This window comes from Pseudomonas sp. BC42 (assembly GCF_021560055.1).
Taxonomy (GTDB): Bacteria; Pseudomonadota; Gammaproteobacteria; order Pseudomonadales; family Pseudomonadaceae; genus Aquipseudomonas.
The window spans coordinates 6,493,454-6,518,969 of sequence record NZ_CP091067.1 but is presented as its reverse complement, the minus strand read 5'-3'; the positions used below and the strand labels follow the sequence as shown (position 1 = coordinate 6,518,969).

Annotated in this window: 22 protein-coding genes and 1 pseudogene; 10 read left to right on the top strand and 13 right to left on the bottom strand. The window is 63.8% G+C overall.

The features are described 5' to 3' along the window. Window positions 1–87: 87 nt before the first annotated feature. The 3 genes and pseudogenes from L1O02_RS29455 to L1O02_RS29445 all read right to left on the bottom strand — a co-directional run bounded on the left by L1O02_RS29455 (window position 88) and on the right by L1O02_RS29445 (window position 3,603). Complete coding sequence (locus L1O02_RS29455) at window positions 88–2,436, bottom strand: FdhF/YdeP family oxidoreductase (protein WP_108545848.1); 2,349 nt, start codon at window positions 2,434–2,436, stop codon at window positions 88–90. Next, window positions 2,433–2,531: pseudogene (locus tag L1O02_RS29450) on the bottom strand (sulfurtransferase FdhD); the annotation flags it as partial. The pseudogene L1O02_RS29450 and the gene L1O02_RS29455, both read right to left, overlap by 4 nt. Window positions 2,532–2,715: 184 nt before the next feature. Further along, a complete protein-coding gene (locus L1O02_RS29445; protein ID WP_060837052.1) occupies window positions 2,716–3,603 on the bottom strand; it encodes a LysR family transcriptional regulator in 888 nt (295 codons plus the stop codon). A 136-nt stretch (window positions 3,604–3,739) separates the two neighbouring features. Between L1O02_RS29445 and lysM the strand changes: the two genes are divergently transcribed. Continuing rightward, the gene (lysM, locus tag L1O02_RS29440; RefSeq protein WP_060837053.1) at window positions 3,740–4,180 is read left to right on the top strand and encodes a peptidoglycan-binding protein LysM; all 441 of its coding nucleotides are present in this window, start codon (window positions 3,740–3,742) and stop codon (window positions 4,178–4,180) included. Between the two features lie 49 nt (window positions 4,181–4,229). On the opposite strand, the gene yrfG is transcribed toward lysM, so the two are convergent. After that, window positions 4,230–4,892, bottom strand: a complete 663-nt coding sequence (gene yrfG / locus L1O02_RS29435; RefSeq protein WP_060837054.1) for a GMP/IMP nucleotidase — start codon at window positions 4,890–4,892, stop codon at window positions 4,230–4,232. A 65-nt stretch (window positions 4,893–4,957) separates the two neighbouring features. Here yrfG and nudE point away from each other — a divergent pair, with 65 nt between their 5' ends. Both nudE and cysQ read left to right on the top strand, forming a co-directional pair. After that, window positions 4,958–5,524, top strand: a complete 567-nt coding sequence (gene nudE, locus L1O02_RS29430; RefSeq protein ID WP_060837055.1) for an ADP compounds hydrolase NudE — start codon at window positions 4,958–4,960, stop codon at window positions 5,522–5,524. 11 nt (window positions 5,525–5,535) lie between these two features. Beyond that, entirely contained in the window at window positions 5,536–6,363 is an 828-nt protein-coding gene (gene cysQ, locus L1O02_RS29425) for a 3'(2'),5'-bisphosphate nucleotidase CysQ (protein ID WP_108545849.1), read from the top strand. A gap of 58 nt (window positions 6,364–6,421) precedes the next feature. On the opposite strand, the gene L1O02_RS29420 is transcribed toward cysQ, so the two are convergent. The 7 genes from L1O02_RS29420 to rfbB form a co-directional block, all read right to left on the bottom strand. After that, window positions 6,422–6,877 carry a YiiD C-terminal domain-containing protein gene (locus L1O02_RS29420; protein ID WP_060837057.1) on the bottom strand — a complete coding sequence of 152 codons (456 nt, stop codon included), beginning with the start codon at window positions 6,875–6,877 and terminating at the stop codon, window positions 6,422–6,424. Between the two features lie 37 nt (window positions 6,878–6,914). Next, window positions 6,915–8,321 carry a sigma-54 dependent transcriptional regulator gene (locus tag L1O02_RS29415; protein WP_060837058.1) on the bottom strand — a complete coding sequence of 469 codons (1,407 nt, stop codon included), beginning with the start codon at window positions 8,319–8,321 and terminating at the stop codon, window positions 6,915–6,917. 74 nt (window positions 8,322–8,395) lie between these two features. Continuing rightward, complete coding sequence (locus L1O02_RS29410; RefSeq protein ID WP_060837059.1) at window positions 8,396–10,204, bottom strand: ATP-binding protein; 1,809 nt, start codon at window positions 10,202–10,204, stop codon at window positions 8,396–8,398. 34 nt (window positions 10,205–10,238) lie between these two features. Next, the gene (gene rfbD, locus L1O02_RS29405) at window positions 10,239–11,120 is read right to left on the bottom strand and encodes a dTDP-4-dehydrorhamnose reductase (protein ID WP_108545850.1); all 882 of its coding nucleotides are present in this window, start codon (window positions 11,118–11,120) and stop codon (window positions 10,239–10,241) included. Continuing rightward, window positions 11,117–11,662, bottom strand: coding sequence for a dTDP-4-dehydrorhamnose 3,5-epimerase (gene rfbC, locus L1O02_RS29400; protein ID WP_108545851.1), 546 nt, complete (start codon window positions 11,660–11,662; stop codon window positions 11,117–11,119). The genes rfbD and rfbC overlap by 4 nt, the downstream gene beginning before the upstream one ends. Further along, window positions 11,659–12,534, bottom strand: coding sequence for a glucose-1-phosphate thymidylyltransferase RfbA (gene rfbA, locus L1O02_RS29395; RefSeq protein ID WP_060842189.1), 876 nt, complete (start codon window positions 12,532–12,534; stop codon window positions 11,659–11,661). Before rfbA ends, rfbC begins: the two co-directional genes overlap by 4 nt. After that, the gene (gene rfbB / locus L1O02_RS29390; protein ID WP_108545852.1) at window positions 12,531–13,613 is read right to left on the bottom strand and encodes a dTDP-glucose 4,6-dehydratase; all 1,083 of its coding nucleotides are present in this window, start codon (window positions 13,611–13,613) and stop codon (window positions 12,531–12,533) included. Before rfbB ends, rfbA begins: the two co-directional genes overlap by 4 nt. A 219-nt stretch (window positions 13,614–13,832) precedes the next feature. On the opposite strand from rfbB, the gene L1O02_RS29385 reads away from it, so the two are divergent. From L1O02_RS29385 to L1O02_RS29370, 4 genes are all read left to right on the top strand, one after another. Further along, entirely contained in the window at window positions 13,833–16,751 is a 2,919-nt protein-coding gene (locus L1O02_RS29385; protein ID WP_108545853.1) for an aminotransferase, read from the top strand. 269 nt (window positions 16,752–17,020) lie between these two features. Next, entirely contained in the window at window positions 17,021–17,899 is an 879-nt protein-coding gene (aguB, locus tag L1O02_RS29380; RefSeq protein ID WP_016963615.1) for an N-carbamoylputrescine amidase, read from the top strand. Between the two features lie 5 nt (window positions 17,900–17,904). After that, window positions 17,905–19,011 (top strand): agmatine deiminase, encoded by a 1,107-nt coding sequence (gene aguA / locus L1O02_RS29375; RefSeq protein WP_060837065.1) that lies wholly within the window; start codon window positions 17,905–17,907, stop codon window positions 19,009–19,011. A 238-nt stretch (window positions 19,012–19,249) separates the two neighbouring features. After that, the gene (locus tag L1O02_RS29370; protein ID WP_016963613.1) at window positions 19,250–19,450 is read left to right on the top strand and encodes a hypothetical protein; all 201 of its coding nucleotides are present in this window, start codon (window positions 19,250–19,252) and stop codon (window positions 19,448–19,450) included. A gap of 60 nt (window positions 19,451–19,510) precedes the next feature. Here L1O02_RS29370 and L1O02_RS29365 read toward each other — a convergent pair whose 3' ends face one another. Then, the gene (locus L1O02_RS29365) at window positions 19,511–21,610 is read right to left on the bottom strand and encodes a TonB-dependent siderophore receptor (RefSeq protein ID WP_235759227.1); all 2,100 of its coding nucleotides are present in this window, start codon (window positions 21,608–21,610) and stop codon (window positions 19,511–19,513) included. Window positions 21,611–21,873: 263 nt separating this feature from the next. Between L1O02_RS29365 and L1O02_RS29360 the strand changes: the two genes are divergently transcribed. From L1O02_RS29360 to L1O02_RS29350, 3 genes are all read left to right on the top strand, one after another. After that, complete coding sequence (locus L1O02_RS29360; protein WP_060837067.1) at window positions 21,874–22,569, top strand: DsbA family protein; 696 nt, start codon at window positions 21,874–21,876, stop codon at window positions 22,567–22,569. Window positions 22,570–22,596: 27 nt separating this feature from the next. After that, window positions 22,597–22,986 (top strand): nuclear transport factor 2 family protein, encoded by a 390-nt coding sequence (locus tag L1O02_RS29355; RefSeq protein WP_016963609.1) that lies wholly within the window; start codon window positions 22,597–22,599, stop codon window positions 22,984–22,986. Between the two features lie 239 nt (window positions 22,987–23,225). Then, the gene (locus L1O02_RS29350) at window positions 23,226–24,509 is read left to right on the top strand and encodes an OprD family porin (protein ID WP_108545855.1); all 1,284 of its coding nucleotides are present in this window, start codon (window positions 23,226–23,228) and stop codon (window positions 24,507–24,509) included. 80 nt (window positions 24,510–24,589) lie between these two features. On the opposite strand, the gene L1O02_RS29345 is transcribed toward L1O02_RS29350, so the two are convergent. Then, window positions 24,590–25,438 carry a hypothetical protein gene (locus tag L1O02_RS29345; protein ID WP_146189223.1) on the bottom strand — a complete coding sequence of 283 codons (849 nt, stop codon included), beginning with the start codon at window positions 25,436–25,438 and terminating at the stop codon, window positions 24,590–24,592. Between the last annotated feature and the right edge of the window lie 78 nt (window positions 25,439–25,516).

Here is a 25,516-nt window from a genome sequence, read left to right as displayed (position 1 = left end):
GGGGCTGTCGCCGGCAAGCCGCCTCCTGCGATTCACGCGCTAACCGTAGGAGCTGGCTTGCCAGCGAAGAGGCCCTCAAGGCAGGAATCAGGCCGAGCGAGCCATGATCAGACCATTGTCGCTGGCCGCCTCCAGGCGGATGGCGATGAACTTCGAGGTCGGTGTATGGCTGCCGTCGCCGGTGCTTTCCAGGGGCACCAGTGGGTTCACTTCCGGGTAGTAGGCTGCGGCCTGGCCGGCTGGAATGTCGAAGGCCAGCAGGGTGAAGCCCTTGACCCGACGCTCGCGGCCGTCATCCCACAGGGAAACGATGTCGGCTTTCTGCCCCGGCTTGAAGCCCAGGCGGATGATGTCCGCTTCGTTGGCGAACAGCACGTCGCGCTGGCCCTTGACCCCGCGGTAGCGGTCATCGAGGCCGTAGATGGTGGTGTTGTACTGGTCGTGGGAGCGCATCGATTGCAGGATCAGGTCCGGCAGTTGACCGGTGGCCCGGGTGCGTTCGTGGATCAGGTCCTTGGGCAGCAGGTTGGCGCGGAAGTTGGCCCGACCCGAAGGGGTGTTCCACTGGCGCGAACCGGCGCTGTTGCCCAGGTAGAACCCGCCCGGGTGCTTGAGCCGTTCATTGAAGTCCTTGAAGCCGGGAATGGTGTCGGCGATCAGGTCGCGGATGCGCCCGTAATCCGCAGCCAGCCAGTTCCAGTCCACCGGCTGGCTGCCCAGGGTCGCGGCAGCGATACCGGCCACGATCCACGGCTCGGAGCGCATCTGCGATGACAGTGGCTGCAACTGGCCATTGGAGGCGTGAACCATGCTGAAGGAGTCTTCCACGGTCACCGCTTGCGGGCCGCCGGCCTGCTGGTCGATGTCGGTGCGGCCCAGGCACGGCAGGATCAGCGCGTCCTTGCCGTGGGCCAGGTGGCTGCGGTTGAGCTTGGTGCTGATCTGCACGGTGAGGTCGCAGTTGCTCAGGGCCTGGAAGGTTCGCGGGCTGTCCGGAGTGGCTTGGGCGAAGTTGCCGCCCAGGCCGATGAACACCCTGGAGCGGCCTTCGAGCATGGCGTGGATCGCCTCGACCACGTTGTGGCCATTGTCCCGCGGCACCTTGAACTGGAAGCGCCGCTCCAGGGCGTCAAGGAAGGCCACTGGCGGGCGTTCGTTGATGCCCATGGTGCGGTCGCCCTGCACGTTGCTGTGGCCACGCACCGGGCACAGGCCGGCACCGGGCTTGCCGATGTTGCCGCGCAGCAGCATCAGGTTGGCGATTTCCTGGATGGTCGGCACCGAGTGGCGGTGCTGGGTGATGCCCATGGCCCAGCACATGATCACGTTCTTGCCCTTGGCGTACATGCGCGCGGCCTGCTCGATCTCCACCAGGGTCAGGCCGGACTGCTCGACAATCTGCTCCCACGGGGTGTCGTCGAGGGTGCCCAGGTAATCCAGCACATGGGCGGTGTGGGCGTTGAGGAAGTCGTGGTCGAACACCGATTCTGCGCCGGCTTTCTGCGCATCGCGTTCCCACTGCAGGAGGAACTTGGCCATGCCCCGCAGCAGCGCCATGTCGCCGCCCAGGGCCGGGCGGAAGTAGGCGGTGTTGGTCGGGCGGTTGCCGTTGGTGAGCATTTCGAGCGGGTTCTGCGGGTGCTGGAAACGTTCCAGGCCGCGCTCTTTCAACGGGTTGATGCAGACCACCTGGGCGCCGCGCTTCACCGCTTCACGCAGCGGTTCGAGCATCCGCGGGTGGTTGGTGCCGGGGTTCTGGCCCCAGACGAAGATCGCGTCCGCGTGTTCGAAGTCGTCGAAGGTCACGGTGCCCTTGCCGACTCCGACGCTTTGCGCCAGGGCCACGCCGCTGGCTTCGTGGCACATGTTCGAGCAGTCGGGGAAGTTGTTGGTGCCGTAGGCGCGGACGAACAGCTGATACAGGTACGCCGCTTCGTTGCTGGCCCGGCCCGAGGTATAGAACTCGGCCATATTCGGGCTGGGCAGGTTGTGCAGGTGCTGGGCGATCAGGTTGAAGGCGTTTTCCCAGCTGATGGGCCGGTAGCGGTCGGTGTCGGCGTCGTAGCGCATTGGCTCGGTCAGCCGGCCCTGGTACTCCAGCCAGTAGTCGCTTTGTTCCAGCAGGGAGGTGACGCTGTGCTTGGCGAAGAAGGCCGCGTCCACCCGGCGCTTGGTGGCTTCCCAGTTCACCGCCTTGGCGCCGTTCTCGCAGAACTTGACCATGCCGCTTTCCGGCGAGTCGCCCCAGGCGCAGCCCGGGCAGTCGAAGCCGCCGTTCTGGTTGGTCTTGAGCATCATGCGGATGTTCTTCAGGGCGTTGTCGCTGGTCAGCCAGGCCTGGGCCACGCTGATCAGGGCGCCCCAGCCACCGGCCGGGCCCTTGTAGGGCTTGTAGCGGGCTACGGGGGTCTGATCGGCTTGGTGGTGTGTACTCACTGGGGATTCTCCAACGCGGGGCTGTGGACCCGCGGCGCACGGTTCTGCGGCAGGTGGGCAGGGTTGAGGCAGTGATGACGCGGCCATTGCGCGGCCTGGCTGGTGTCATCCGCTAACGGGCGCTCAAGGATGCAGTGGGTCTGGCTGGCGTCGAGTGCGGGTGCGGGAGTTGCCGGGGCTGGCATGGGTGAGGGGCCGGCGGCCATCGGGTCCCAAGACTAAGCGCGGCATTGTGTCGCGTCTAATTGCTAGTACTGATCTATTGATAGATGGCGTCGATCAAGGGCCGGGGAAGGATTGCCGGTAGAGATCGAAGCAGGCTTGTGCCAGGGCCGAGCGTGGCGCGCTGCGGCGCATGATCAGGCCCAGGCGGGCCAGGGTCTGGGCGTCGGCGATCGGCTGCAGCCGCAGGTGCTCGGTGAGGATCTCCAGACCGCTGTCCAGGGGCATCACCGCGCAACACAGGCCGCCGTGGACCAGGCGCAGCAGCTGATGGACCGCGTCGGTCTGCAGCAGTGGCTGTGGCTGCAGGCCGCGAATGTGGAAGTGATGGTCGATGGACTGGCGAAAGTGCATGCCGCTGGTGAGCAGGCCCAGGGGCAGTTCGATCAGCGACTCCCAGCTCAGGGGGTGTTCGCCGAAGCTGAAATGCCGCTGGTCATAGAGCAGGCCCATGTGGGTGGGTTCCAGGGGCAGGGAGTCGAAGAGCTCGCTGTCCAGGCGCTCCAGGTAGGACACGCCGAGGTCCAGGCGATTGCTCGCCAGCTGTTCGAGGATCTGCTCCGAGCTCAGGGACGAGAGTTCAAAGCGCAGGTTCGGGTGTTCGGCGTGCAGGTGCTGCAGCAGCGGCAGCGGATCGAAGCTCGACAGCGGCACCACCCCCAGACGCAGGGTGCCCACCAGACTGCCGCGGCAGGCTGCGGCTTCGGCCAGCAGGCCGTCATAGGCGGTCATCACGCTGCGGGCCCAGGCCAGGACCCGCTCGCCGGGGGCGGTGAAGCCTTCGAAGCGCTGGCCACGGTTGACCAGGGGCAGGTCGAGTTCTTCCTCCAGGCTGCGCAAGCGCATCGACAGGGTCGGCTGGGTGATGTGGCAGCGCGCGGCGGCCTGGCCGAAGTGGCGGGTTTCGTCGAGGGCGATGAGGAATTTCAGCTGCTTGAGGTCCATCGTCGCTCCGGCGCGGCAAAAGGCCGGGATTCTACCCTGTAGGCGCGGGCCTGGGTCACTCGTCGTCCGGGAACCTCATGGTCCGGGGCTGGTCTAGTCTTTCGCGTCTGGATCTATCAACCAAGGAGTGTGCGACATGAGCATTTTCAGCTTTGTGAAGGAAGCGGGCGAGAAACTGATCGACCTGTTGACCCCGGGTAACACCAATGCCAGCGAGCAACTCAAGGAGCACATTGAAAAGGTCGGCCTGGGCAATCCCAATGTCCATGCCACGGTGGAAGGCGACAAGGTGATCGTCAGCGGTGAAGTGGCGAGCCAGGAAGAAAAGGAAAAAATCCTCCTGGCCCTGGGCAACATCGCCGGAGTCGGCAGTGTCGAGGACCAGATCAGCGTGACCGGCCCGGTGCTGGTGTCCGCCGTGTTCGTCACCGTGAAGAAGGGCGATACCCTGAGCGCCATTGCCAAGGTGCAATACGGCGACGCCAACCAGTACCACAAGATTTTCGAGGCCAACAAACCGCTGCTGTCCCACCCGGACAAGATCTATCCGGGCCAGGTGCTGCGCATTCCCGAGTAACCCATCGAGCCGTTGCCGGGCGCAGGAGCGGGCTTGCCCGTGAAGGGCCTCACAGCCCTTCGATCAACGCCCGGTAATCCTCCAGCGCCGCGAACTCCGCGGTGTCCTTTGGTCCTTTGCGACTGTCCGGCCGGCTGACCGCCAGCAACTGCGCCACACCGAAATCCCGCGCACTGCGCAGGATGGGCAAGGTGTCGTCGATGAACAGGCTGCGGGCCGGATCGAACTGGATATCGGCCCGCAGCGCATCCCAGAACTGTGGATTTTCCTTGGGGAACCCGTAGTCGTGAGAGCTGATCAGGCGCTCGAAGTAAGGCGCCAGCTCGATCCGTTCCAGCTTCAGGGACAGGGAATCACGATGGGCGTTGGTGATCAGGATCACCCGCTTGCCGGCGTTCTTGATGGCGGCGAGAAAGGTGTCGGCATCCGGACGCAGGGCAATCAGGTGGGCCGTTTCCAGCTTCAGCTCGCGTACCGGGAGCTTCAGTTCGGCGCTCCAGAAGTCCAGGCAATACCACTGCAACTGACCGGCATTGCGTTCGAACAGCGGTTGCAGCTCAAGCTCGGCCATGGCCCGGCTGACCCCATGCAACTCGGCGTAACGCTGGGGCAAGTGTTCCATCCAGAAGTGGTTGTCGTAGTGCAGATCCAGCAGGGTGCCGTCCATGTCCAGCAGGACGGTATCGATATCGCACCAGGGCAGCAGGGCCATTGAACACTTCTCCAGCGGTAAGAAAACAGCCTGTATAGTAACCCGCTATCGCCAAGGAGCCCGCTATGCGCCAGAAACCCACTGTACTCGCCCGCGAGATCGTCGCCACCAGTCGTCTGTTCTGTGTCGAAGAGGTGCAGTTGCGGTTTTCCAATGGCGTGGAGCGCACTTATGAGCGCCTGGTGGGCAAGGGTGCGGGTTATGGCGCGGTGATGATCGTGGCCATGCTCGACGCCGAGCATGCGGTGCTGGTGGAGGAGTATTGCGGCGGCACCGACGCCTACGAGCTGTCACTGCCCAAGGGCCTGATCGAGCCGGGGGAAGATGTGCTGGCAGCGGCCGAGCGTGAACTCAAGGAAGAAGCCGGGTTTGGCGCGCGGCAACTGGAGCATCTGACCGAGCTGTCGTTGTCCCCGGGCTACATGAGCCAGAAGATCCAGGTGGTATTGGCCACCGACTTGTATGAAGAGCGCCTGGAGGGCGATGAGCCGGAGCCGATGCGGGTCGACAAGATCAACCTGCGCGAGCTGGCCAGCCTGGCGCAAAATCCTCAGTTCAGCGAAGGCCGGGCCCTGGCCGCGCTGTACCTGACCCGCGACCTGCTGAGCCAGCGCGGAGCCTTTCCAGCATGAGCATGACTTCGATGAATTTTCCCCATCCTTTATTGGCGCCGGTGGCCGAGCTGGCCTTGCGCGCTGGCGAGGCGATCCTGCCGTTCTGGCGCGCCGAGGTGGCGGTCAACCACAAGGCGGACGAGTCGCCGGTGACCGCCGCGGACCTTGCGGCCCATCACTTGATCGTCGCTGGCCTCAGGGCCCTGGACCCCAGCATCCCGGTGCTCTCCGAGGAGGATGCCGACATCCCCCAGGACATCCGTGCCGGCTGGCAGCGCTGGTGGCTGGTGGACCCGCTGGACGGCACCAAGGAGTTCATCTCCGGCAGTGAAGAGTTCACCGTCAACATCGCCCTGATCGAACAGGGGCGGGTGGTGTTTGGCGTGGTATCGATGCCCACCAATGGCCGTTGCTATCTGGGTGGCGCGGGCCTTGGCGCCTGGCGCGTGGATCAGGGGCAGGCGCCGCAGGCGATCCGGGTGCGTGAGCAGCCAGGTGTTGGCGAGGCCTTTACCGTGGTGGCCAGCCGGCGCCATTCGAGTCCTGAGCAGGAGCGTCTGCTGGGTGGCTTGAGCGCGGCCCTGGGTGAATTGCAATTGGCCAATATCGGCAGCTCGCTGAAATTCTGCCTGCTGGCCGAAGGCGCGGCCGACTGTTATCCGCGCCTGGCGCCCACTTCCCAATGGGACACCGCGGCGGCCCAGGGCGTGCTCGAAGGGGCGGGTGGCGAAGTGCTGGATCTTGCCGGTGCGCCGTTCTGCTATCCCCCCCGGGAGTCGTTGCTCAACAGCTTCTTCCTGGCGCTACCGGCCAAGGCGGCGTGGCGCGGCAAACTGCTGGAGCTGGCCCGCGCCTGATCGCCCCACGGCGACTTGCCTCTGCCACCTTTTGTGTAGGAGCTGGTTCCGAAACGGGTCAGCGGTGCAGGACGTACTGCCCGGCAAAGCGCACGGCGTCTTCTTCGCTGCCGGCGTTGACCACTCGGGTGTGCAAGGTCAGGCGGGCGCGGCCGTAACGCTGGTACGTCGCAAGGAATTTCTTCCAGACCTTGTCTTCCGGTGCCGGGCAGATGGCCACGGCATCGCCGGTGACCGGCAGCGGGTAGCTGATCTGGCCTTCCTGGATGACGATATGCCCGTCCTCAATCCCTTCTTCCTTGAGCCGCAAATGCAGCCAGCCCCAACCGGCCAGTACCGCGCCGCAATACAGGCTGCCACCGAACATGGTGCTCTTGTGGTTGACGTTGGCCTCCAGCGGCAGTTGCAGGCGCAGTTGTTGCGCCTGCCAGTCGAGTACCTTCAGGCCCATGTCCCGGGTCAGGGGAATGTCGTGGTGGAGGATGGATTCCAGGTATCGACTGTCGCGGTTCATGCACGGGCCTCAAGGGTGGAAGGGTGGATGGTACGGTTCATTCGGACTCATCGCCGGGCTGGCTGGCTCCGCTGTCGGCGAAGCTCAGGCCGTGTTTGCGCAGCTTGTCGTGCAGGGTCTTGCGCGGAATGCCCAGGGCTTCGGCAAGGCTGCGCAGGGAGCTGTGGGGCTGGGCCATTTCGGCGGCGATCAGGCTCTTTTCGAAGTGTTCCACCTGCTCGCTCAAGCCGCCGCTGATCAGGGGCGGGGCGGCGACGGCGCCATGTTCCGGTTCGTTGTTGTCCAGGGCCAGTTCCAGGCCCAGGGCAAAGCGCTCGGCGGCGTTTTGCAGCTCGCGCACGTTGCCCGGCCAAGGGTGTCGCAACAGCAGGGCACGATGCCCGGGCTGCAGCTCCTGGAGCGGCAGGCCGTGGCGGGTACTGGCCTCGTCGGCAAAATGCTGGAACAGCATCAGTACGTCCTCGCCGCGTTCGCGCAGTGGCGGAATGCGCAAGGGGGCGACGTTCAGGCGGTAGTAGAGGTCGGCGCGAAAGCGTCCCTGGTCCGCGGCCAGGCGCAGGTCTTCCTTGGTGGCGGCGATGATGCGGATATCCAGGGGAATCTGCTGGTTGCCGCCCAGGCGCTCGACCACCCGCTCCTGGAGCAGGCGCAGCAGCTTGACCTGGACATCCAGGCTCATGCTTTCGATTTCATCGAGGAACAGGGTGCCGCCGTTGGCGAATTCGAACTTGCCGATGCGGCGCTTCTGCGCGCCGGTAAAGGCCCCGGGTTCATGGCCGAACAGCTCGCTTTCCACCACCGACTCGGCCAGGGCTCCGGCATTGATCGCCACGAACGGCCCGTTGCGCCGTCCGGAAAGGTCGTGCAGGGCGCGGGCCACCACTTCCTTGCCGGCGCCGGTTTCGCCGAGGATCAGCACATCGGCGCGGGTCGCCGCCAGGGCGCCGATCTGCTGGCGCAGGCGCAGCATCGGCGCCGACTGGCCCACCAGCCGCGCACTGAGCTCCTGGCGATCGCTGAGGGCCAGGCGCAGGCTGCGGTTGTCCAGGACCAATCGCCGCCAGTCCAGGGCGCGGCGCACGCTGTCCAGCAGGGCGTCGCTGGCGAAGGGCTTTTCCAGAAAGTCATAGGCGCCGGCGCGCATCGCCTGCACCGCCAGGGGCACATCTCCGTGTCCGGTGATCAGCAGCACCGGCAGTTCCGGATCCTGGGCGTGCAGCTGGTTGAGCAGTTCCAGTCCATCCATGCCGGGCATGCGGATGTCGCTGACCACCACCCCCGGCCAGTCCCGCTCCAGGCGCGGCGCCAGGCCCTGGGCCTCGGCCAGGGACAGCACCTTGAGCCCGGCCAGGTCCAGGGTCTGGCTCAGGGCCTGGCGCAGGTGCGGATCGTCGTCGATCAACACCACTTGCAACTGAGGGTCGAGGCTGTCGGGACGGGTCATCGCTCACTTTCCAGGTCGTGTCGTGGCCGGCAACGCCGGGCCGGGCGTGGTTGCCAGGTGATTGCCGCTGCGCGTCATACCCCGCGGTCCTCGGAGGGCTGCAGGCTGACTCCGGGGGCGCCGGCGCGCAAGCGCAGGGTGATCAGGGCGCCGCCTTCGCGGTGATTGGCGAACGACAGCTCGCCGCCGAAGGCGCGCATCAGGGTGTCGCAGATCGCCAGCCCCAGGCCCAGGCCCTGGGTCCGTGTCTTGGTGGTGTAGAACGGCTCCCCGGCGCGTCCCAGGGCTTCCATGCAGAAACCGGGACCGTTGTCGCGGATGTACAGGTTGACGCCCGTGGCGGTGGATTCGGCACTCAGCCAGAGTTTGCGCGGCGGGCCCTTTTCGGTCAGGGCGTCCAGGGCGTTGGCCAGCAGGTTGCCCAGCACCTGGCGCAAGCGGGTTTCCCCGGCCTCGACCCACAGGGTGGCGGCCGGCAGGTCGCGGATCAGTTCCACTTCCATGGCCCGGCGACGCTTGGCCAGCAGGGCCAGGGCGTCATCCAGCGCCGGCTGCAGGGCCACGCTCTCCGGGGCGTGATGATCGCGTCGGGCGAAGGCCCGCAGGTGGGCGATGATCGAGGCCATGCGCCCGGTCAGTTCGCTGATCAGCTTGAGATTGCCCCGGGCATCGTCGGTGCGCTGATGGTCCAGCAGCACCTCGGCGTTTTCCGCGTAGCTGCGGATCGCCGCCAGGGGTTGGTTGAGTTCGTGGCTGATGCTCGCCGACATGGTGCCCAAGGCCGAGAGCTTGCCGGCCTGGACCAGATCGTCCTGGGCGCGCACCAGTTCCTGCTGGGCGGTTTCACGCTCCAGCACTTCCTGTTTCAGGCGCCGGTTGAGGCTTTCCAGGTCGCTGGTACGTTCGGCCACGCGCATTTCCAGTTCACGCCGGGCCTTGGCTTCGAAGGCGATCCGTTCCAGATAATGGCGGCGGCGCTGCATCATCAGCCCCAGCAGCAGCATCAGCGCCAGCAGCGCCGCGGCGCCGACCGCCACCACGGTGCGCACCGGGCGATCGATCAGGGTACGCGGAGCGAGGATGCTGACACTCCAATGGGTTTCCTCGATCGGCTGGGTCTGGGTCAGCCAGGCATCGGGATTGAGGTTCAGCGGGCGCGGATCCTGGGTCGGGTAGGGCTGGATGGCGACGATCGCCTGGCGTTCTTCGTCGCTCAAAGGGCGGGTCGCGCGAAAGCGCCATTCGGGGCGCGAAGTGATGATCACCACGCCATTGTGGTCGGTCAGCAGCAATTGTTCCGGGGTCCGTCCCCAGAGGCTTTCGGTGTGGTCCAGGTCGACCTTGACCACCAGCACGCCGAGAATCCGCTCGCCATCGCGCACCGCGGCGGCGAAAAAGTAGCCGCGTTTGGCCGAGGTGGTGCCCAGGCCGAAGAAGCGTCCGAGGCGACCGGCCATGGCTTCGCTGAAATACGGGCGGAAGGCGAAATTGCGGCCGACGAAGCTGTCGCGCTTGTCCCAGTTGGAGGCCGCCAGGGTCTTGCCGCTGGCGTCCATCAGGTACATGACTTCGGCCCCGGTCTGGGCGCTGATGTTTTTCAGCAGGCGGTTGGCGTTGCCCTGGGTCACGCCGTCGTCGGGCGCGCCCAGCACGGCACGCAGGGCCGGCAGGTCGCCGAGAATCTGCGGCAGCACTTCGTAGCGGTGCAGGGTGCCCAGCAGGTTGGCCACGTACAGATCGAGGGTCTGGCGATTCTGACTGGTCAGCTCGTTGCGGTAGTAGCGTTCGGCCAAGTGCTCCAGCGGCCACAGCAACGGCGCCAGGCACAGGGCCAGCAAGGCCAGGCTGCGCCAGCGGGGACGACGGGGAAGGGGTGCGGTCATGGAAATGGCGCCTGTGGATACAGGCGCATTATGCCTAGCCCTGCTCGGCAAGACACTCGCGCAGTGCGCTGTGCCAGTCAGGCTGGGTCACGCCCCATTCCCGCGCCAGGCGGCTGCAGTCCAGGCGCGAGTTCGACGGCCGCGGGGCCGGCGTCGGGTAGGCGCTGGCGGGGATGGCTTGCAGCACGGCGCAGGGCTTGCCGTTGGCCAGCAATTGCTCGCCGATGGCCTGGGCGAAACCGAACCAGGAAGTCTCGCCCTGGGCGGTCAGGTGGTAGGTGCCCCAGGCGCCCGGCCTGCCGGCCAGCCAGCGTTCGATCAGGGCCCGAGTGCTGTTGGCGATGCTCCCGGCCCAGGTCGGCGCGCCGATCTGGTCGGCCACCACCCGCAGCTCGGGGCGCTCCTGCAACAGGCGCTGCATGGTCAGCAGGAAGTTCTTGCCATGGCTGGCATAGACCCAGCTGGTGCGCAGGATCAGGTGCTGCCCCTGAACCTGAAGAATCGCCTGCTCGCCGGCCAGTTTGCTCTGGCCGTAGACCCCCAGTGGATTGGGCTCGTCGTCCTCCACATAGGGCGTGTCCTTGCGCCCGTCGAACACGTAGTCGGTGGAGTAATGGATCAGCGGCACGCCAAGAGCCTTGGCCTCCTCGGCGAAGATCCCGGGGGCCCTGGCGTTGATTGCAAAGGCCAGCTCCGGCTCGCTTTCGGCCTGATCGACAGCGGTGTGGGCGGCCGCGTTGATGATCAGGTCCGGCCGCACGGCTCGGACTTGCTGGCGGATCTTTTCCGGGTGGCTCAGGTCCAGCTGCTCGCGGCCCAGTACCACCAGCTCGCCCAGGTCGCCTAGTCGCTGCTGCAGCTCCCGGGAGACCTGGCCGTGCCGGCCGCTGATGAGGATTTTCAAGGGGGGGGTCATGGGAAGACTTCAGCCTCTGCCAGCAAGGTACCTGCCTGATCCTTGGCGGACAGTTGCGGCGGCTCGGTGAGCTGCCAGTCGATGGCGAGCGTCGGGTCGTCCCAGCGGATGCTGCGCTCGGCGGACGGGGTGTAGTAATCAGTGGTCTTGTAGAGGAACTCGGCGAAGTCGCTGAGCACCACGAAACCATGGGCAAAGCCTTCCGGCACCCAGAGCTGGCGATGGTTCTGTGCCGACAGCCGCACCGCGACCCATTGGCCGAAGTGGGGGGAACTGCGACGGATGTCGACCGCGACGTCGAGCACTTCGCCCTGGGTCACGCGCACCAGTTTTCCCTGGGTGTTCTGCAACTGATAGTGCAGGCCGCGCAGCACGCCTTTTTGCGAGCGGGAGTGATTGTCCTGGACGAATTGCACGCGAACCCTAGTGGCCTCTTCAAAGGCTCTGGCATTGAAGCTCTCGTAGAAAAAGCCGCGCTCGTCGCCAAAGACCTTGGGCTCGATGATCAGCACGCCGGGCAGGTCGGTGGGGATTACCTTCATTGCGACTCCCCTGCCAGAGTGAACAGGTACTGCCCATAGCCGGTCTTGCCGAAATAGGCGGCGCGCTCCAGCAGGTGCTCGCGGCTGATCCAACGATTGTCGTAGGCGATTTCTTCCAGGCAGGCGACTTTCAGGCCCTGGCGGTGCTCGATGGTCTGCACGTACTGCGAGGCTTCCAGCAAGCTGTCGTGGGTGCCGGTGTCGAGCCAGGCGAAGCCCCGGCCGAAGCGTTCCACATGCAGGTCGCCACGCTTGAGGTAGGCGTTGTTGACGTCGGTGATCTCCAGTTCGCCACGGGGCGAAGGCTTGACCTCTTTGGCGATCTGCACCACGTCGTTGTCGTAGAAATACAGGCCGGTGACCGCGTAGCTGGATTTTGGCTTCTTGGGTTTCTCCTCGATGGACAGGGCGCGGCCTTCGCTGTCGAAATCGATGACACCGAAACGCTCCGGGTCCTTGACCCAGTAGCCGAACACCGTGGCCCCGGAGCTGCGCTTGGCAGCATTGCGCAGTTGAGTGCCGAAGTATTGGCCGTGGAAAATGTTGTCACCGAGGATCAGGCACACCGGGTCATTGCCGATGAACGCCTCGCCGATCAGGAACGCCTGGGCCAGGCCATCCGGCGAAGGCTGCTCGGCGTAGCTGAAGCGCACCCCGAACTGGCTGCCATCGCCCAGCAGGTTGCGATACTGCGGCAGGTCCTGGGGGGTGGAGATGATCAGGATGTCCCGGATGCCGGCCAGCATCAGCACCGAGATCGGGTAGTAGATCATCGGCTTGTCGTAGATCGGCAGCAGCTGCTTGGAAACGCCGAGGGTGATGGGGTGCAGACGGGTGCCGGAGCCGCCCGCCAGAACAATGCCTTTGATCATGCAATCAGATCCTTGATGTCGGTGGAACCCAGGCGTTCGCCCTGGTAGCTGCCGTCCTGTACCCGGCGGCACCACTCGAGGTTGTCCAGGTACCACTGCACGGTCTTGCGCAGGCCGCTGGTGAAGGTTTCTTCCGGTACCCAGCCCAGGTCCCGCTCGATCTTGCCGGCATCGATGGCGTAACGCAGGTCGTGGCCAGGACGATCCTGGACGAAGGTGATCAGGTCGGCGTAGTGCGCGACGCCCTGGGGTTTTTGCGGGGCCAGCTCTTCCAGCAGGCTGCAGATGCCGCGCACCACGTCGATATTCTTCTGCTCGTTATGGCCGCCGATGTTGTAGGTCTCGCCGACCACACCCTCGGTCACCACCTTGCACAGGGCCCGGGCGTGATCCTCGACGTACAGCCAGTCGCGAACCTGCAGGCCGTTGCCATACACCGGCAGGGGCTTGCCGGCCAGGGCGTTGAGGATCACCAGCGGGATCAGCTTCTCGGGGAAGTGGAACGGGCCGTAGTTGTTGGAGCAGTTGGTGATTAGCACCGGTAGCCCGTAGGTGCGCTGCCAGGCGCGGACCAGATGGTCGGACGCGGCCTTGCTGGCGGAGTAGGGCGAGCTGGGGGCGTAGGGCGTGGTTTCGGTGAACAGGTCATCGACGCCATGCAGGTCGCCGTAGACCTCGTCGGTGGAAATATGGTGGAAGCGGAAGGCCTGTCTTTGCGCTTCGGGCAGGCCTTGCCAGTAGGCGCGGGTCGCTTCCAGCAGACTGTAGGTGCCGACGATATTGGTCTGGATGAAGTCCGATGGCCCGTCGATGGAGCGGTCGACATGGGACTCCGCTGCCAGGTGCATGATCGCCTGGGGCTGGAAACGTGCCAGCACGGCGCTGACGGTAGCCTGGTCGACGATGTCCGCCTTGACGAACTCATAGCGGCTGTTGCTGGCGATGCTCTGCAGCGATTCCAGGTTGCCTGCGTAGGTCAGCTTGTCCAGGTTCAGCACTTCGTGTTCCGTGTGCTGGATCAGATGGCGGATCAGAGCCGAGCCGATAAAACCGGCTCCGCCAGTGACGAGAATGCGCATGAGGGGTGGCCTGTTTTCAAAAAACGGTCATTTACCGCAAAAAGTGCAGCATAGCTTGTCGATACAGCTCCTGAGGTGCAACAGACTCCGTCATACGAATTGACAGTGGCTGAGTTTTTTCAGGTGCGGTTTTGTGCTTCTGCGACTACTCAGAGGGGTTGCGTATCGCCCTGCACAATGGCGATATAAGCGGCCGATAACAATTCCAGGGGTCGTTGTATGTTGCTCGCCACCTTGATCCACCGTGCCAGTCTGCCCAGTCCCCAGGTTAGCGCGCAGCAAGCGCTGGACCTGCTGGAAACCCATTACGGCCTGCAGGGGACCCTGCAGTCCCTGGGCAGCCAGCAGGACCTCAACTATCGCCTCGACTGTCCCCAGGGGCGCTTTGTCCTGAAGATCTGTCGCGGCGACTATTCGGTCCTGGAGTTGCAGGCGCAGCACGCGGCTCTCAAGCATCTGCAGCAACATCCCGAGCTGCGAGTGCCGAGGGTGATTCCGGCGAAGAACGGTGCGGACCTGCTGTCCCTGGAGATAGCCGGGCAAGCGCTGCACGTCCGTCTGCTGGACTATATAGAAGGGCGCTCCCTGACCCACCTGCCGCACCTGAGCGTGGAGCTGGTGGCGGGCCTGGGTCGGCTCTGCGGGCAGATGGACCTGGCCCTGGCGGACTTCCAGCACCCGGGCCTGGAGCGCACCCTGCAGTGGGATGCGCGGCATGCCCAGGCGCTGATCGGGCATCTGTTGCCGGTGATCCGCGACCCGCAGCAACGGGCCTTGATCGCCGACAGCGCACAGCGGGCCGAGCGACGGCTGCAACCTTTGCTGGCGCAGTTGCCGGTGCAGGCGATCCATATGGATATCACCGATGACAACGTGGTCTGGCAGCGCGATGCCCTGCGTCACTGGCAGTTGCAGGGGGTGATCGATTTTGGCGACCTGATCCGCACCTGGCGCATCACCGATCTGTCGGTGACCTGCGCGGCACTGCTGCATCACGCCGAGGGCGATCCGCTGCGCATCCTTGCGGCGATCCAGGCCTATCACCAGGTCAATCCCTTGCAACGGGCGGAGCTGCTGGCGCTCTGGCCTTTGATCGTGGCGCGTGCCGCCGTGCTGGTGCTCAGTGGCGAGCAGCAGGTCAGCATCGATCCGGGCAACGACTATTCCCGCGCGAACCTGGCCCATGAGTGGGAAATTTTCCGGGTGGCCAGTTCCGTGTCTTTCGAGTTCATGGAAGCGGCCATCCTCAGCGCCGTCGGCCAGTCGCTGCCTGCGATCGGTAGCGAGGGTTTTGCCCCGCTGTTGCCGAGCCTGGTGGGCCGCGAGTTTGCCCTGATCGACCTGGGCGTGCTCAGCCCGCACTTCGAAGCGGGCAACTGGGAGCAACCGGGGATCGATGATCGGCTGCTGGCCGAAGCCGGCGCAGCCCATGGCCTGGCCGCCAGCCGTTACGGCCAGTACCGCCTGTCGCAAACCCGTCCCGACAGTGCCGAGGAGCCCTCCACCTGCGCCCTGCACGTGCAACTGCAAGTACCGGCGGGCACCGCGGTGGAAGCGCCGTTCGCCGGGGTCCTGCACCGTGGCGAGCAGGGCCTGTTGCGCCTCGATGGCCCGACCCTGAGCGTGCATCTGTGGGGTGTCGAGCCCTCCCTGCACCCGGGCGCGGCCCTGGTCAAGGGCCAGGTGCTGGGCGCAGTGGCGGCCGATGGCCGGCTCAGGGTCCAGCTGTGCCGGGGGGCCGAACTGGACCCGCCACTGTTTTGCAGCCCGTCCCGGGCCCCGGCCTGGCAAGCCCTGTGCCCCTCGCCGGCGGCGCTGCTGGGGCTGGCCTGCGATGCCGAACCGGAGCTGGATCCACAGACCCTGCTGGAACGCCGCGATGCCAGCTTTGCGCGCTCGCAGAAGCACTACTACGTCGACCCGCCGCGGATCGAACGCGGCTGGCGCAATCACCTGATCGACATGCAGGGGCGTTCCTACCTGGACATGCTCAACAACGTCGCGGTGCTCGGCCATGGCCACCCACGCATGGCGGCCGTGGCGGCGCGTCAATGGTCGCTGCTCAATACCAACTCGCGTTTTCACTATGCGGCGATCGCCGAATTCTCCGAGCGCCTGCTGGCCCTGGCGCCGGACTCCATGGACCGGGTGTTCCTGGTCAACAGCGGCACCGAGGCCAATGACCTGGCGATCCGCCTGGCCTGGGCCTACAGCGGCGGGCGCGACATGCTCAGCGTGCTGGAGGCCTATCACGGCTGGTCGGTGGCGGCCGATGCGGTGTCCACCTCCATCGCCGACAACCCCCAGGCCCTCACCAGTCGCCCGGACTGGGTGCACCCGGTGACGGCGCCCAATACCTATCGCGGCGAGTTCCGCGGCGCGGACAGCACACCGCAGTACCTGCGCAGCGTCGACCAGCAGTTGCACAAGCTGGAGCAGCAGAACCGTCAGTTGGCTGGCTTCATCTGCGAACCGGTGTATGGCAACGCGGGGGGCATCTCCCTGCCGCCGGGCTATCTGCAGGCCGTCTACGAACGGGTCCGGGCCCGGGGCGGGGTGTGCATCGCCGATGAGGTCCAGGTGGGTTACGGGCGCATGGGCCAGTTCTTCTGGGGCTTTGAAGAGCAGGGCGTGGTGCCGGACATCATCACCATGGCCAAGGGCATGGGCAACGGCCAGCCTCTGGGCGCGGTGATCACCCGGCGCGAGATCGCCGAGGCGCTGGAGGCCGAAGGCTATTTCTTTTCCTCATCCGGCGGCAGCCCGGTCAGTTGCCGCATCGGCCTCGCGGTGCTGGATGTGATGCAGGAGGAGGGGCTCTGGGAGAACGCCCGGATGGTGGGTGAACACTTCAAGCAACGCCTGGAAGCACTCAAGGAGCGGCATTCGCTGGTGGGGGCGGTGCACGGTTCCGGTTTCTACCTGGGGCTGGAGCTGATCCGCAATCACCAGACCCTGGAGCCGGCCACCGAGGAAACCACCCTGCTGTGCGATCGCCTGCGGGAACTGGGGATCTTCATGCAACCCACCGGCGATCACTTGAACATCCTCAAGATCAAGCCGCCGATGGTCACCACGCGCCAGAGCGTGGATTTCTTCGTCGACATGCTGGACAAGGTGCTGGGCGAGGATCTGTAGGGGCTCGTCGTTCGCTTGCGTTGATCTCCATTCGCCGGCAAGCCGGCTCCTACACGCCTCAGTAGGAGCCGGCTTGCCGGCGAATGTGTATATGGTTACTCGATTTTTATCGGTATTTTGTCGGATATTTTTCACGTTCAAGATTTATATGGCTTTTTAAGTCGATATTTATCGGATATAAAGTGACCGTCGTCAGGCGCGACCTTGTCGTGCCCCGTCCTTTTCCTATCCGTTGTCATCGACCGCGTCCATTGCCCTGGAGTTGTTCCATGAGCCGTATCGTTACCGTCGCCGCTACCCAGATGGCCTGTTCCTGGGACCTTGAGGCCAACCTCGAAACCGCCGAAAAACTGGTCCGCGAAGCCGCCGCCAAGGGCGCGCAGATCATCCTCATCCAGGAGCTGTTCGAGGCCCCGTACTTCTGCCAGAAGCCCAACCCGGACTATCTGCAACTGGCCACCACGGTGGACAGCAACGTCGCCATCGCGCACTTCCAGAAGGTCGCCCGGGAGCTGCAAGTGGTGCTGCCCATCAGCTTCTACGAGCTGGCCGGGCGGGCGCGCTTCAACAGCATCGCGATCATCGATGCCGACGGCAGCAACCTGGGGATTTATCGGAAAAGCCATATCCCGGACGGCCCCGGCTACCACGAGAAGTACTACTTCAACCCGGGCGATACCGGCTTCAAGGTGTGGAACACCCGCTACGCGAAAATCGGCGTGGGCATCTGCTGGGACCAGTGGTTCCCCGAGTGCGCCCGCAGCATGGCCCTGCAAGGCGCGGAGCTGCTGTTCTATCCCACCGCCATCGGCAGCGAGCCCCACGACAGCAGCATTTCCTCCCGCGATCACTGGCAGCGTGTGCAGCAGGGCCATGCCGGGGCCAACCTGATGCCGCTGATTGCCAGCAACCGCATCGGCAACGAAGAGCAGGACGGCTACGACATCACCTTCTACGGTTCGTCCTTCATCGCCAATCAGTTCGGCGAGAAGGTTCAGGAGCTCAACCAAACTGAAGAAGGTATCCTTGTGCACCGCTTCGACCTCGACGAGCTCGAACACATCCGCAGCGCCTGGGGCAGTTTCCGTGACCGTCGTCCGAACCTCTATGGCGCGCTGAAAACCCTCGACGGTTCCCTGGAGTCCTGAACACTATGAGCACTTTGCACAGCACGCCGCGCGCCGACGGTTTCTACATGCCGGCCGAATGGGCGACCCAGACCCAGACCTGGATGATTTGGCCCGAGCGTCCGGACAACTGGCGCCTGGGCGGCAAGCCGGCCCAGGCCGCCCACGCCGCGGTGGCCAAGGCCATTGCACGCTTTGAACCGGTGACCGTGGCGGTGTCCGCGGCCCAGTATGAAAACGCCCGGGCGCGCCTGGACGTGCCCAATATCCGCGTCGTGGAAATGTCCAGTGACGATGCCTGGGTCCGCGACACCGGTCCGACTTTCGTCATCAACCACAGCGGCGAAGTGCGCGGTGTGCACTGGGGCTTCAATGCCTGGGGCGGTTTCGAGGGCGGCTTGTATTCGCCTTGGAACCGTGACGAACAGGTGGCCAGCAAGGTGCTGGAAATCGAGCGTTGCCAGGAGTACCGCACCGAGGGCTTCGTGCTTGAGGGCGGCTCGATTCACGTCGACGGCGAAGGCACGCTGATCACCACCGAGGAATGCCTGCTCAACCACAACCGCAACCCGCACCTGTCCCGCGAGCAGATCGAGGCGGTGCTGCGCGAGCATCTGTCAGTGGAGCGCATCGTCTGGCTGCCGGACGGCCTGTACAACGACGAAACCGACGGTCATGTGGATAACTTCTGCTGCTACGTGCGTCCGGGTGAAGTGTTGCTGGCCTGGACCGATGACCCCCAGGACCCCAACTATCCACGTTGCCGGGCGGCCATGCAGGTGCTGGAAAACACCCTCGACGCCAAGGGCCGCACCTTCAAGGTGCACAAGATGCCGATTCCCGGCCCCTTGTATGCCACCGAAGAGGAATGCGCCGGTGTCGATGCCGTGCAAGGTAGCCAGGAGCGCAATCCCTCCGTGCGCCTGGCCGGTTCCTATGTGAACTTCCTGATCGTCAATGGCGGGATCATTGCGCCGAGTTTTGACGACCCGATGGATGCTCAGGCCAAGTCCATCCTCCAGGCGCTGTTCCCCGAGCATGAAGTGGTGATGGTGCCGGGGCGCGAACTGTTACTGGGGGGCGGCAATATCCATTGCCTTACCCAACAACAGCCTGCGCCACAGCGAATTTGAGTGCCGTTGTAACAGTGACTGTGCAAGGCCGTTCGTTGCATCGCTCCTGAGGCATTTCAGCGAGCCCGCAGCCCAGATGGGTTGCGGGCTTTTTCATGGCCGTATATCGGCCCATCCGACACATTGGCATAGCTCTTGTATCTGCTTTGTGGTGATTCTGAGACATGTGGAACATTTGTTGTTCTGTCATAAACCTTGGATAAGTTAGGCCGCTCAGATACCAGGAGAGAGCGCTGGAATGAACATGGTCAGCGAGCGGACGTCCCATCCCTTGGCAATGAGTAACGAGTCGCTGCAGGCTCTGGCGCAATGGTTGAAGTCCAATGGAACGCGTCAGATCAGGGAACCTGATCCGCGCCGGATCATCGTTGAGCGTTACCCCGCTGGATTGCTCAGCGAGGCGGAACTGCAGGCACTGTGGGATGTGGTCAAAGGATAGAAAACGACGGATTGTAAAAAGCGCTGCCGGGATGGCAGCGCTTTTTTTTGGCTGGGCGTTTTAGAAGCGGTAGTTGCCAGTGACCACCAGGCTGCGCGGATCTCCCGGCTGGATCTGATAGGCGCTGGTGGCCGAGCTGTAGTACTCGCGGTCGGCGATGTTGTTCAGCGCCGCGCGCACGTCCCAGTCCTTGTGCCGGTAGCCGGCCAGGGCGTCCCAGCGGCCGTAGCCCGGCAGCACCACGGTGTTGCTGCTGTCGGCGTAACGGTCGCCCACCAGGGTCAGGCCGGTTTCGGCGTACCAGCCCAGTTCCGGTTTCCAGGTGATGAACAGGCTGCCATTGCGCTTGGCCACGTTGTTCACCCGCTTGTCTTCGAAGCCGTTGTTGTCCTTGACCACTACCGCGTCCTGCAGGCCGATGCCGCCACGCAGGTACCAGTTGCCGACGAGCTTGCCGCTGGCGGTCAGCTCGACACCCCGGGAGCGTTGCAGGCCGGTCATGAGGATGATGTTGCGGTCCAGCGGGTCGGTGGTACGACGGTTGTAGAGTTCCAGCTCATACACCGCCAGGGTGGTGCTCAGGCGTTCGCCCAGCCAGTCGCTCTTGACCCCGACTTCCTTCTGCCGGGTCAGTTCCGGGCTCAGGTCGTTGCCGTTGCCGGCGGCGTTCGGGGTGATGCCGATCAGGCCGCCACCCACCGGCGCGAACGACTTGCTCCACGAGGCATAGAACGAGTGGTGCTCCAGCGGCGTCCAGACCACCCCCAGGCGCGGGCTGACGCTGTGACTGTTGCGGCTATCGGAAACCCCGGTGCGGCGGTTGGTGGTCTCGACATCGAAGTTGTCGTAGCGCAGGCCGGCCAGCAGTTGCCATTGCTCGTTGAGGCGCAGTTGGTCCTGCACGTAGAGCGCCCGGCTTTCCACTTCGGTGTGGTTGTTGCTGGAAACCTGCATGCGCCCGGTATGGCTCTGGTACGGATTGGGGTTGTACAGGTCCACGGCGGGCACTGCCTGGCTGCCGGGCCCCGAGGTGGCGGCGTTGTAGAGGATCGGGTCGCGGCGCTGGCTGCCGAATTCCAGGCCGGTGAGCAGGCGGTGTTCCAGGCCAAAGGTGTCGAAACGACCTTCCAGCTCGCTGTTGTTGTAGATGTTGCGGGTCTTCAGGTCTTGCTGCCAGCGTTGGCGCTGCACCTTGCCGGTGCTGGCGTTGTAGCCGGTCTGGTAGGTGTTGTCGAAATCGCTGTCGAGCTTGAACACCCCCAAGGTGTGGCGCAGCTGCCAGCTGTCGCTCAGTTCGTAGCTCAGTTTGGAGCGCAGGGACTGGGACTTGTCATCGATGTAGTCGCGGTGGTCGCCGTAGGTGGTGTCGCGGCCGACGTCCGCCGGGCGCCCGTTGAGGCTGGTGATGCCGCGGTCCGGGGTGCGGTTGTAGCGGCTGTACTCGTATTGCACCAGCCAGTTCAGCTCCGGGGTGAGTTGCCAGCTCATGGACGGTGCGAACAGCTGGCGATTGCCACTGACGCCGTCGCGGAAACTGTTCTGGTCCTGGTTGCCCAGGTTCAGGCGCAGGCTGAGGTTCTCTGTCGGATCGGCACTGAGGTCGGCGTACAGGCTGCGCAGGTCCTGGCTGCCGCCCTGGACTTCGACGCTGGAACGGCGGCCGAACTCCGGCAGCTTGCTCACCCGATTGACGATACCGCCCTGGCTGCCACGGCCATAGAGCACCGCCGCCGGGCCCTTGAGCACTTCGATGCGCTCGATGTTGTGCAGGTCGCGCACGTACTGGCTGTCGTCGCGGATGCCATCCAGATAGAAGTCGTTGCTGGCGTCGAAGCCGCGGATCCGCAGGCTGTCGAAGCGGGTGTCCGAGCCGCTGCTGACGTTGGGTATGCCGCTCAGGGCGCGGCCCAGGTCATTGACGCCGTAGTCCAGCACGTTGGCGGTCTTGAGCGTGTTGATCGCCTGGGGCACGTAGCGCGCGGCGGTGGCGGTGCGGGTGGCGGTACTGACTTCCTTGACTCGGGGATCGTCGGGATCGGCCTCGGCTTCGGCGCTGATGGAGGTGGTTGGCAGGGCGGTGCTGGCGGCGCAGGCAAAACCGGCGGTCAGCAGGGTGCAGAGTCCCAGGGACAGGGGCGTAAGGCGGAAATGGGCAGGCATCTGGAGCGCATCCGAAAGCAAGGTGAGTCGAAGGATGCAAATGGTAATGCGTGCTATTTACTAACGTTAATTATTATCTAATAGTTCCCCGGCTCTATTGTTTCTAATTGTGTCGCTGCCGTATCTGCCCACATACACGGACCAAACAGAGGGATTCGTCCGGTTCGCGCAACAGACTAAAAACCATTTCGAGGTTTTTCCCCTGGCGCCCGGGGCATAGTCTGCGTGCCATCGAATACTCAAGACCCTGTTGGAGTCCCCCCATGTCCTCGGCCACCCTTCACTACATCTATGACCCGTTGTGCGGCTGGTGCTATGGCGCCAAGCCGCTGGTGCAGGCGGCCCTGGCCGTGTTGCCGGTGCAGGCCCATGGGGGCGGCATGATGACCGGCCGCAACCGCCAGCCGGTGTCGCCACAGCTGCGCGATTACGTCATGCCCCATGACCGGCGTATCGCCGAGTACACCGGGCAGCCTTTCGGCCAGGCCTATTTCGAAGGCTTGCTGCGCGACCATTCGGCGGTGTTCGATTCGGCGCCGCCGATTGCCGCGGTACTGGCGGCCGAGGCCCTGGATGGACGCGGACTGCAATTGCTGGGACGCCTGCAGACCGCCCATTACCTGGAAGGCCGGCGGATTGCCGATCGCGAAGTCCTGCTGGAACTGGCGCAGGACCTGGGCTTGGCTGTCGAGGCATTCGCCGCGGCGCTGGATCGGGTTACCGCCACTGAGCTGGATGAACACATAAAGACCAGCCGCGCGCTGCTGGCCAAAGTCGGCGGTCAGGGTTTCCCGACCCTGGTGCTGGAGCGGGATGGCCGCTATCAGTTGCTCGATATCAGCCCCTGGCTGGGCAAACCCGAGGCTTTCGCCCACTGGCTTAAAACCTCACTGGGCGCCGGTTCCGGCCCGCAAGACGGCGCGTTCCAGGCCTGTGGCCTGGACGGTTGTGCGCTCTGATCCCACCTGACCTGCATGGAGTCACCCATGGATAACCTCGCGTTGATCAAGAGCACCTACGAAGGTGCCAACTCCCAGGAAAATGCGCGCAACACCGCCGCGGCCCTGGCCCCCGACGCACGTTGGACCGAAGCGGCGGGCTTTCCCTATGCCGGCACCTACGTCGGTTTCGAGGCGGTGCTGGAGCATGTCTTCAAGCGCCTGGGCTCGGAATGGCATGACTTCACTTTCAAGGTGGAAAACTACGTGGCCCAGGGCGACAAGGTGTTCGCCTATGGCAACTACCAAGGCATCTACAAGGCCTCGGGCAAGCCGATCGATGTGCGAGTGGCCCACTTGTGGACCCTCAAAAACGGCAAAGTCACCCACTTCGAACAATTCGTCGACAGCCATAGCGTGCAGCTGGCAATGCTCTAGCCCGCAGTTCTTAGAATATTTTCAGCTATTCAAAGACGATTCACGAAATTGACACGTTGTTCAGGGCGCAGATAGGATTCGCCCCCAACGCCTGTGGCCAAGAGCCATATTTCAGAATAATAAAAGGCCCGCCGCGATCCTTCGCGGGCGGGTCTTTTTGTTTCATCGGTAGAAGAGCGTTTAAACGCCATAGCCGTGAGTGCTCACAGCGCGTCTCTAACCGTAATAAGGAAAATAAAATGTTGAAACAGCGGATTTGCTTGATTGCACTGGGGATTTTGAGCGCTACACAAGCCATGGCCGACGGCCAGGCCGATGCCAAGGGTTTTGTCGAAGACAGCAGCCTGAAAGTGCTGCTGCGCAACGCCTACATCAACCGTGACTACAAAGACCGTAACAAGGACAAGGCCGAGTGGGGCCAGGCTGCCATCGGCACCTTTTCTTCCGGTTTCACCCAAGGCACCGTGGGCGTGGGCGTTGATGCCTTCGGCCTGTACGCACTGCGCCTGGACGGCGGCAAGGGCCGCAGCGGCGCTGGCGGTATCGACTTCTTCAAGCAAGGCGACAGCGGCAACGCCGCCGATGACCTGAGCAAGTTCGGTGCGGCGGTCAAGTTCCGCCTGTCCAACACTGTGCTGACCTACGGTGACCAGATGCCGGCCCTGCCGGTACTCAACTACGACAGCTCGCGTCTGCTGCCGGAAAGCTACACCGGCACCCTGATCACCTCCAAGGAGATCAAGGGCCTGGAGCTGAACGCCGGTCACTTCACCGCCGAATCGCGCAAGAGCGCCGAAGGCCGTGACAGCGGCGGTCTGAAGTCGATCAACGTATTGGGCGGTAGCTACCAGTTCACCGAACAGTTCAAGGGCGCGCTGTACGCTTCCGACGTCGAAGACGTGCTGAAGAAACAATACGTGAACCTCAACTACGTGTTCCCACTGGCCACCGACCAGTCCCTGACCCTGGACTTCAACGGTTACCGCACCAAGCTGGACAAATCCTTCGCCAAGGGCCTCAACGCCGGCGGCCAGGACAACAAGATCTGGAGCCTGGCGGCGACCTTCGCCACTGGCCCGCACTCGTTCACCGTCGCCCATCAGCGCAGCACCGGCGACAGCCACCTGGGCTACGCCTATGGCGGTTATCAGAAGTCCGGCTATGTGGGTGATGGCGGCAACACCATCTACCTGGCCAACTCCTACTGGTCCGACTTCAACGCGGAAGACGAACGCAGCTGGCAACTGGGCTACGGTCTGGACTTCGGCGCCTTCGGCGTACCGGGCCTGACCTACAACGTGGCCTACGTGCGTGGCGACAACATCACCACCGTCAACAGCACGGGTGGCAGCGAGCGAGAAATCTTCAACCAGCTCAAGTACGTGGTGCAGAGCGGCCCGGCCAAGGACCTGAGCGTCAAAGTGCGCAGCTCGGTTCTGCGTGTGTCGCAGAAGTCGTATGAGTACAACAAAGGTGGCAACGAACTGCGCGTGTTCGTCGACTACCCGATCAACGTGTTCTGATGAGCGCTTGATCACCACCTGACTCTGGGTGGTTGTCGTGCAAAAAAGCCCCGACTGGTTCGGGGCTTTTTCATGTTCGGTTATCGCTTGCGGGGTTTTGCCAGAGAGGGCAGGTGGATGTTTTCGTACCACTGTCTTTTCAAGGCGTCGCCTTCGCGCTTGTAGGCAAACATTTCTTGCCAATGTTCGCTGGCGAGATGAAGCATTTTCCCTGGAATGTGTTCCGTCAGGTAGGTGAAGTAGCGCAGGTGGTGAGGGGCCAGAACCTTCATGAGCTTGTTGAGCTGTATGGTCTCCGCGTTTTCGTCAGTGTCTTTCAATGCTTCATTCAAGATGAAGGTCGGGATCACCATGATGTAGGTGCCGGTAGCGCCCGTGAAGTCCGGAATACCGTCGTCGAGTTGGTAGAGGATATAAACGTAGAGGTCTGCCCAGCGTCGTTTGAGCTGATTACTGGTTAATTCCTTGCCATTGCGGGTCTGCATCCAGGCTGCCTTGGGAGACACCGGTAGCGCAGTTTTCAGTTCGTTGGCATGGGCCAGGTGACGAAGAGGTCGCTCTGTCTTGTCGACGAGCTTGGTTTTGACCTCCACCGCCCAGCCGTTCCAGGTGGTTCGGCAGAACCAGTCTGTGTCTTCGTTCAGGCGGTCAGTGGTGACCTTGCACGAATCCAGGAGCGGTTGCGGATAGCCAAAGTAAATATCCGCCACATCGCTTTCGCCATTGTCTTCGCTGACCGGGTCGAACAGCTTGTTGTGCAGGTAACCGTAAGGCCTACGGTTGGTCTCTGGCTTAAAGTCAGGGCTATGGACCGGCGGATTGTTGCGCTCGAAGTCCTTGATCGCCGAAATGATGAATGACTCATACACCCGCCCGATCCAGCTGGGGTTGTTCTTGAGGATTTTCAGTAGTCTTTCTGACAGTTCCATCTGCGGGTGGTCCTTGGGGGGCAGGCAGGTCTGGCCATGAATGGCCTGGTCACGGGGCACCGGGATTTTCGGCGAGTG